The 7,862-nt window shown below is 41.9% G+C and carries 6 protein-coding genes and 1 rRNA gene; 2 read left to right on the top strand and 5 right to left on the bottom strand.

From position 1 onward, the window contains the following. Positions 1 to 104 (bottom strand): 16S ribosomal RNA (locus L2740_RS05345); the annotation flags it as partial. A 944-nt stretch (positions 105 to 1,048) separates the two neighbouring features. Between L2740_RS05345 and L2740_RS05340 the strand changes: the two genes are divergently transcribed. Further along, complete coding sequence (locus L2740_RS05340; RefSeq protein ID WP_248949070.1) at positions 1,049 to 1,543, top strand: DUF4124 domain-containing protein; 495 nt, start codon at positions 1,049 to 1,051, stop codon at positions 1,541 to 1,543. A 154-nt stretch (positions 1,544 to 1,697) separates the two neighbouring features. On the opposite strand, the gene L2740_RS05335 is transcribed toward L2740_RS05340, so the two are convergent. From L2740_RS05335 to rluD, 4 genes are all read right to left on the bottom strand, one after another. Then, the gene (locus L2740_RS05335; protein WP_248469927.1) at positions 1,698 to 2,021 is read right to left on the bottom strand and encodes a hypothetical protein; all 324 of its coding nucleotides are present in this window, start codon (positions 2,019 to 2,021) and stop codon (positions 1,698 to 1,700) included. 336 nt (positions 2,022 to 2,357) lie between these two features. Further along, on the bottom strand, positions 2,358 to 4,931 hold the full coding sequence (gene clpB / locus L2740_RS05330; RefSeq protein WP_248949069.1) for an ATP-dependent chaperone ClpB: 2,574 nt from the start codon (positions 4,929 to 4,931) through the stop codon (positions 2,358 to 2,360). A 226-nt stretch (positions 4,932 to 5,157) separates the two neighbouring features. Further along, positions 5,158 to 5,904, bottom strand: a complete 747-nt coding sequence (gene pgeF / locus L2740_RS05325) for a peptidoglycan editing factor PgeF (RefSeq protein ID WP_248949068.1) — start codon at positions 5,902 to 5,904, stop codon at positions 5,158 to 5,160. Continuing rightward, positions 5,904 to 6,875: a 23S rRNA pseudouridine(1911/1915/1917) synthase RluD gene (gene rluD / locus L2740_RS05320; RefSeq protein ID WP_248469924.1), complete on the bottom strand. Its 972-nt coding sequence runs from the start codon at positions 6,873 to 6,875 to the stop codon at positions 5,904 to 5,906. Before rluD ends, pgeF begins: the two co-directional genes overlap by 1 nt. 122 nt (positions 6,876 to 6,997) lie before the next feature. Between rluD and L2740_RS05315 the strand changes: the two genes are divergently transcribed. Then, on the top strand, positions 6,998 to 7,759 hold the full coding sequence (locus tag L2740_RS05315) for an outer membrane protein assembly factor BamD (protein WP_248949067.1): 762 nt from the start codon (positions 6,998 to 7,000) through the stop codon (positions 7,757 to 7,759). The last annotated feature ends 103 nt before the right edge of the window (positions 7,760 to 7,862 follow it).

The raw sequence follows: 7,862 nt of genomic DNA, 5'->3' as shown, positions 1-7,862 counted from the left end.
CGCTCGTCACCTCAGGAGCAAGCTCCCTTGTGTTACCGCTCGACTTGCATGTGTTAGGCCTGCCGCCAGCGTTCAATCTGAGCCATGATCAAACTCTTCAATTAAAGTTTTTTTGTTCGACTACGTCGAACGGCTCAACGAATTCTGTGATTTGTTTCCACTTTAAAAAGTGAAATCAAACTTTTTTCATATTGCTATGAACACTCATTCATTAAGTAATTTTTGATTACATCAAAGATGTAATTTCGAATAACTTAATCTCTGTGAGTGTCCACACAGATTTGCTTGTCATATTGTTAAAGAGCGTTGCTAATTCTATTAAGAACAAGTCTTTCAAACTAGCGCCTTAGACGCTTAGGTCGTTTGGCTGAGGAGGCGTATTCTACACTTCCTGATGTTGGCGTCAAGCGCTTATTTTAAGAAGTTTTTCAAGCGATGATTCTTTATACACTCTCGTGTTAATAACCATCTAATTGAGCTTCTAAAGCGATTGTCACCTGAGGCTAATTTCCGTAGAAGTTAATCTCTCTAACACTGCGCAAGTCCCGTACTATCTAGCGTTTACGACTATTTCTAATCTCAAGCGTTAGTCTAGTTGGCCTGCTGTGCCGTGTCAGTGGATGCGCATTATAGGGATATCTCGGACTAGCGCAACCCTGTTTTGTAATAAAATTAGCTTTTTCGAATCAACCGACTACTAATGCTGCAAACTGCTGTATAATGCATCCACATAGATAAAAAACCACCAACACAGCTCAGTATAAATGGGGCTGCCCCTATGAGAGCTAACAATTGAATAAGCACTAAGCTTGAAAATCCTTACTAGCAACACATATATTTTATCCTTTACTGCTAACTTTCAATCTACCCACTATATTTATACAGATGACCCAGCATAGCAGCTCTATATAACGAGCTTATCTACGTAATAGCTAACAGCGACTCACTAAACCTTACTTTGCAGTTTGTCACTGCTGAGTTATGTTAGTAGCAAATCAGAATTAAGGGTTATGAGAGTCAGTTATTTCATTGCCACTAGGGACAGAAGATGATTAACACCACCAATAGGCTTAGCCATAAATTAGGCATACTTGCATCTAGCTTACTTATTAGCCTTTCTAGTGTCGCTTTCGTCAGTGCTAATACAATTTACACTTGGGTGGATGATAACGGCGTAACCCATTATAGCCAGCAGCCGCCATCACCAACTGATTCGCCCACAAATAACGCATTTACCAATAAACTCTACAGTGAAGACATTGAACCTAAACGCATAGGCACTGTTGCCCCATTAAAACCGATAACCCAAAACAAACAAGCATCTGAGCTAGAGAAAAAAGCTGCTGCTATTACTCTTGCAGATAAACAACAAGCTCAACAAGTTTGCGAAAACGCCAAGCATAGTCTGAATGTGCTAACCACCCATACAAAACTAAATAAGAAGAATAATGAAACAGGAGAAGTTGTAGCGATGACAGAGGAGCAGCGACAAGCTTCAATTGCAGAGCAAAATGAACGAATTAGATTATTTTGCAACATCTAGCAATGCTAGCTGAGTCTAATTGCAGCTCTATTTGATACAAAAGGGTTAAATTCCGGAATGTACAATACGCTGAGATTGCGAAACGGATAAAAAGTAGAAACAACATACAGACTCAGTTAGAGCCTGTATGTATAAGCAATATCAAGCTAAGAAATTATTTTCCCGCTTGTAGGTTGTACATAGAACGTGGCACACCATCTTCACAAGCTTTTTGGCCAGCATCCCAACCTGAATCAAAACGGCTTAGGCCATCCAATGCTGTATCCTTTTTAACTGAATCATAAAGCTCAGTTTGTTCACGCTTCATAACATAAGCGTTTTTACAGCCACGGTAGTAACCATAATGATAAAGGCTCTCATATTCCATATTACCTTCACCGATATAAGGTGCTGAAGTTTGTTCTTTTTCATAGTTAGAACTTGAACAGCCAACCACAGCGAATGAAGCCAATGCAATTACGGCTAATTGTTTTTTCATGAAGTTCTACTCCGTGTCTATATCAAAATAAAATATAAAAATGAATTATGGGCTTATTGCTGTAGTACGCATGCATAAGCTAATCACTTTAAGTATTGTTTATCAGCTCGATAACACCAATTCTTTTATAGAGCTAAATAATAAATGTCGTAATAAGTTAAACGCTATCGTTCAAATATACATCACACAGCGCAACTTTAAACCTTTTATAAATAATTCTTACAAATCTCGAATCATCTTTTAAATCATTGCTTAAGGCATAAAAAATGGCCTCATAGAATTGAGGCCATTTAGAACGCTTAGTATAAGGGATTAACCCACACTAAAGAACACGTTTTATTGGCTAAACACCAACATATCGTCTTCAACCGCTATTTTAATCGGCTTACCTGGTAATAGTTGGCCGCTTAAGATCTGCTGAGCAAGTGGATTTTCAACCTCTTGTTGCAATGCCCTCTTTAATGGCCTTGCACCGTATATAGGATCAAAGCCAGCTCTAGCTATTAGTGCCAAGGCTTGTTCTGAGATCTCTAAGCCGTAATCTTTATCAGCAAGACGCTTTTGCAAGCCTTCGATTTGAATACCTGCAATATGAGCAATGTTACTCTCATCTAATGGATGGAACACCACAGCTTCATCGACACGGTTTAAAAACTCAGGTCTAAAGTTTTGAGTCACTACCTGCATAACATCAGACTTCATCTCATCATAACTTTGAGTCCCAAAGCCCATTTGGATTAGATCTGAACCTAAGTTCGAAGTCATAATCACAACAGTGTTTCTAAAATCGACCGTGCGCCCTTGACCATCGGTTAAACGTCCATCGTCTAATACCTGCAATAATATATTAAACACATCTGGATGTGCCTTTTCGACTTCATCGAGCAAAATTACAGAGTATGGTTTACGTCTTACCGCTTCAGTTAAGTAACCGCCCTCTTCATAACCGACATACCCTGGAGGAGCACCAACAAGGCGCGACACAGCATGCTTCTCCATAAACTCGGACATATCGATACGTACAAGTGCCGATTCGGTATCGAACAAGAACTTAGCAAGTGATTTACACAACTCCGTTTTACCGACGCCAGTTGGGCCTAAAAATAGGAACGAACCAATTGGGCGATTTGGGTCGGCAAGGCCTGCACGGCTGCGACGAATTGCATTTGATACTGAATTGACCGCTTCGTTTTGGCCGATAACTCGCTCATGCAAAGCATCTTCCATTTTTAATAACTTATCGCGCTCACCTTCTAGCATCTTAGATACTGGAATACCCGTAGCTTTTGATAACACTTCAGCAATTTCAACGTCGGTGACTTTATTACGCAGTAATGTCATATCTTGCATTTCAGCTTGCGCAGCAAGATCTAGCTGTTTTTCAAGCTCAGGAATACGTCCATACTGTAGTTCAGACATGCGAGTTAAATCACCCGCTCGACGCGCAACTTCAAGATCCATGCGCGCTTGTTCAAGATCAGCCTTAATATGTTGAGTACCTGCAAGCGCCGCCTTTTCAGTGTGCCAAATTTCATTTAGCTCAGCCGCTTTAGCTTCAACATCTTTAAGCTCAGTGCGCAATGTATCTAAACGACGTAAACTCGCCTCATCGGCTTCTTTACTCAATGCCTGCTCTTCAAGCTTTAACTGAATCGCACGGCGCTCAAGACGGTCTAAAGATTCAGGCTTAGAGTCAATCTGAATACGGATACTTGATGCGGCTTCATCAATTAAGTCAATTGCTTTGTCTGGCAACTTACGGTCTGAAATATAGCGGTGCGACATACTCGCTGCAGCCACAATCGCTGGATCGGTGATTTCAACGTGATGGTGCAGCTCATAACGCTCTTTAAGGCCACGTAAAATTGCAATGGTATCTTCAACACTTGGCTCATCGACCAATACTTTTTGAAAGCGGCGCTCAAGTGCAGCATCTTTTTCAATATATTGACGATATTCATCTAAAGTCGTTGCGCCTACACAATGTAAGTCACCACGAGCAAGCGCAGGTTTTAACATATTACCCGCATCCATTGCGCCGTCAGACTTACCTGCGCCTACCATTGTATGTAGCTCATCGATAAAGAGGATCACTTGCCCCTCTTCTTGAGAAAGCTCATTCAGCACTGCTTTTAAACGCTCTTCAAATTCGCCACGATATTTTGCACCAGCAACCAATGCGCCCATATCTAGTGACAATACACGCTTGTTTTTAATGCCTTCAGGTACTTCATTGTTAATGATCCGCTGCGCTAGGCCTTCAACAATGGCGGTTTTACCGACACCAGGTTCACCAATAAGCACAGGGTTGTTTTTACTACGACGTTGTAAAACTTGAATAGTACGGCGAATTTCATCGTCACGACCAATTACAGGATCAAGCTTGCCCTGCTCTGCACGTTCAGTTAAATCAACAGTAAACTTTTTAAGCGCTTGGCGTTGATCTTCAGCATTAGGATCATCAACATTTTGACCGTTGCGCACTTGGTCAATGGTCGACTCCATCAGCTCTTTGGTTGCGCCAGACTGCTTTAATGCTTGTGCTAACGAGTCATTGCCTTCAAGCGCAGCTAAAACGAATAGCTCACTAGAGATAAATTTGTCTTTACGCTTTTGCGCTAATTTGTCGCACAAATTAAGTAAACGAATTAACGCCTGTGATAGTTGAACGTCACCACCCGTGCCCTCAACTTGTGGGCGTTGCTCTAGATCCTGACTTAAAAGCGAGCGTAAAGTGCTCACCTGGATCCCTGCTTGGGTCAATAGCGGATGAATTGAACCGCCATCTTGATTAAGTAATGCCATCATCAAATGTGATGGTTCAATAAATTGATGATCTCGGCCTAGTGCCAATGACTGAGCATCCGAGATGGCAATCTGGAATTTATTGGTCATACGATCTAATCGCATAAATCCTCCGATAACTCATAAAAAAGGTGACATAAAGGCAATGGAGCTTGCGTATCTACTTCGAGAAACCGAATTGGACAGCACTAATATCGCTTTAGAAACAATATCAATCCATTCGCACTTCTATTCACTCTGAAAAGGGGTCATTCCGCGTTCAAGCGAAATTGATGTTACTTAAAAGATGGGGGCTATTTGAACAAGATCAAGTCGAAGATGAGTAATAAAGTTAATCGTTAAGCCAAATAAATGATGCCATGCGGCCGGTAACGCCATCACGGCGATAGGAGAAAAAGTCATTCACTGCAGACACAGTGCAGCGTTTGTCGGCATAAATACGCTTTACACCTAACTCGGTTAATCTAAAGCTTGCCAGACCTTGAATATCGGCCATAAATTTTTGCTCGCCTTGCTTATTAAGGTGCGCGCTAAAAAATTGACTCGCTTGCGGATGTTTTGCTTCAAACTGCGCTTTAACTTCTGCCCCAACTTCAAATGCAGTCGGACCAATAGCGGGGCCTAGATAAGCGACTAACTCATGTGGTTTATGGGTAAACCTAGCCACTGCAACTTCAATAATACCATCACACAGACCGCGCCAACCTGCGTGCACAGCAGCAACTTCAGTGCCGTTTTCATCGCATAACAGTACAGGTAAACAATCTGCAGTCATCACCACACAAACTTGGTCTTTACTTTGGGTATAGCTGCCATCGGCATTAATCACTTGGGTATTATCAGCTTCAACGACATCAATGCTGTGAGTTTGCTCTAGCCAAGCAGGTTTTGCAGTAAGAGAGAGTTGTTGCTCAATGAGCAAACGGTTGGCTTGTACCTTTTGTGGGTCGTCGCCAACGTGCAGCCCAAGATTTAGGCTGGCGAAAGGCGGCTGACTACAACCGCCTTCTCGAGTCGAAAAAGCTAGGTTTACTCCGGGTGGAATAAACCAAGCTTGATTTTCAATATGATGACTCATTAGTACACAGTTGGGTTATCTTCAGTGTCTTTACGCAGTGCTTTAGTTAGCTTGACCATGTCATCAGGAATTGGCGCTTGCCAGCTCATGATTTCACAAGTGAATGGATGTGCTAATTCAAGTCTTACCGCGTGCAATGCTTGACGCTTGAAGCCCATGTAGGTTTCAAAAAAGTCAGGTGCCGCACCTTTTGGTGGACGAGGACGACCAGCGTAAACAGGATCACCAACCAATACATGACCAATATGTGCCATATGCACACGAATTTGGTGAGTACGACCAGATTCAAGACGCAATCTCAAACGTGTGTGCGCTCTGAACTTTTCAGCCACACGGTAGTGGGTCATCGCAGGCTTACCGTTATAAACAACCGCCATATGAGTACGTTTAGTTGGGTGACGATCGATTGGTTCATCAACAGTGCCACCAGCAATAATAGTACCGGTTACAATGGCTTCGTACTCACGAGTAATATCGCGTGCCTGCAGCGCACTGACTAAATGTGTTTGCGCTTCAACAGTTTTGGCCACTACCATCAAGCCGGTAGTATCTTTATCCAAACGGTGCACGATACCTGCACGTGGCACAAGCTCGATACCTGGGCAATGATGCAACAATGCATTCATTAGAGTACCACTTTGGTTACCTGCGCCAGGATGTACAACTAAACCTGCTTGCTTGTTGATAACCAAAATGTGGTCATCTTCATAGATGATATCTAAATCAATCGCTTCGGCTTCAGCTTTAGTTTCTTCTTCAAGTGTGGCGCCAATAGTCACAACCTGACCTTCAAGCACTTTAATTCTAGGCTTGTCAGAAACTTCACCATCAATAAAGACTGAACCCGCTAAAATCCATTCTTTAATACGTGTACGCGAGTAGTCCGGGAACAATTCAGCCAATGTCTGGTCCAATCTTTGCCCGGTTTGTGTTGCTGTGATCTCGCTTTTTAGATTAATCTCTTGTGTCATATGAACCGTACCCACTTTTCTGGGTCCAAAAATGTTTACTATCTGTTACAATCGGATTGTTTCTATTTTATCGTGAAATGGAAAAATTCTTAACAATAACTTTAAAAGAATCGAATTCAAGTATGCATAAAATTGCCAAAAGTGTCGCTGTAGTCCTTATCACGCTTGCAGCTACGGCCTGTAGTAGTAAACAGGGCGAAGACCCTGTGATGACAAAAAGCTCACCAGAAGTGCTTTACTCTCAAGCAAGAACCTCAATGCAACTAGGTAATTACAGCAAAGCTGTGCGTTCTCTAGAAGCCTTGGATTCACGCTTTCCGTTTGGCCCGCACAAGACTCAAGTACAGCTTGACCTAATTTATGCCTATTACAAACTTGACGATCCAGCGTCAGGCATTGCGAATATCGATAGATTCATTCGCTTAAACCCAACACATAAAGATATTGATTATGTTTACTACATGCGCGGCCTAGTCAATATGCAGTCGGACCGATACCTATTTCACGATATGCTAAATATCGATCGTTCTGACCGCGACCCTAAAGCCGCACAAGATGCATTTAAAGATTTTGATAGACTAATTAAGTCATATCCAAACAGTAAGTATGCAGCAGATGCACAAAAACGCATGCAGCACCTAAAAAATAGATTGGCACTTTACTCGATCAAGGTGGCTGAATACTACATAAAAATGAATGCTTGGAGTGCAGCTGCTGTACGTGCACAGTCAGTTTTAGAGACTTACCCAGGTACTCCATCTGCAGAAAAAGCACTCGAAATCATGTCAACCGCTTATGGTGAACTTGGTCAAGAAAAGCTTAAAGATCATGCACTCATGGTAATGAAAGCTAATTTTCCAAACAATAAATTAGTCGCTAACTAATCTTATAAAACTTGCATATTTGACGACAAATAAAGGCCTCATTAGAGGCCTTTATTTTTTGTACAAAATTTGATTAATGTTGTATTTGGGCCATCTTATCGCC

The sequence above is a fragment of the Shewanella pneumatophori genome (assembly GCF_023283895.1).
Lineage (GTDB): Bacteria > Pseudomonadota > Gammaproteobacteria > Enterobacterales > Shewanellaceae > Shewanella > Shewanella pneumatophori.
This window is presented reverse-complemented; position numbering and strand designations above follow the sequence as displayed.

Excerpts from the sequence above, each read along its gene's own strand:
- L2740_RS05340 (WP_248949070.1), top strand. The coding sequence starts at position 1,049 with ATGATTAACACCACCAATAGGCTTAGCCATAAATTAGGCATACTTGCA.
- L2740_RS05335 (WP_248469927.1), bottom strand. The coding sequence starts at position 2,021 with ATGAAAAAACAATTAGCCGTAATTGCATTGGCTTCATTCGCTGTGGTT.
- clpB (WP_248949069.1), bottom strand. The coding sequence starts at position 4,931 with ATGCGATTAGATCGTATGACCAATAAATTCCAGATTGCCATCTCGGAT.
- pgeF (WP_248949068.1), bottom strand. The coding sequence starts at position 5,904 with ATGAGTCATCATATTGAAAATCAAGCTTGGTTTATTCCACCCGGAGTA.
- rluD (WP_248469924.1), bottom strand. The coding sequence starts at position 6,875 with ATGACACAAGAGATTAATCTAAAAAGCGAGATCACAGCAACACAAACC.
- L2740_RS05315 (WP_248949067.1), top strand. The coding sequence starts at position 6,998 with ATGCATAAAATTGCCAAAAGTGTCGCTGTAGTCCTTATCACGCTTGCA.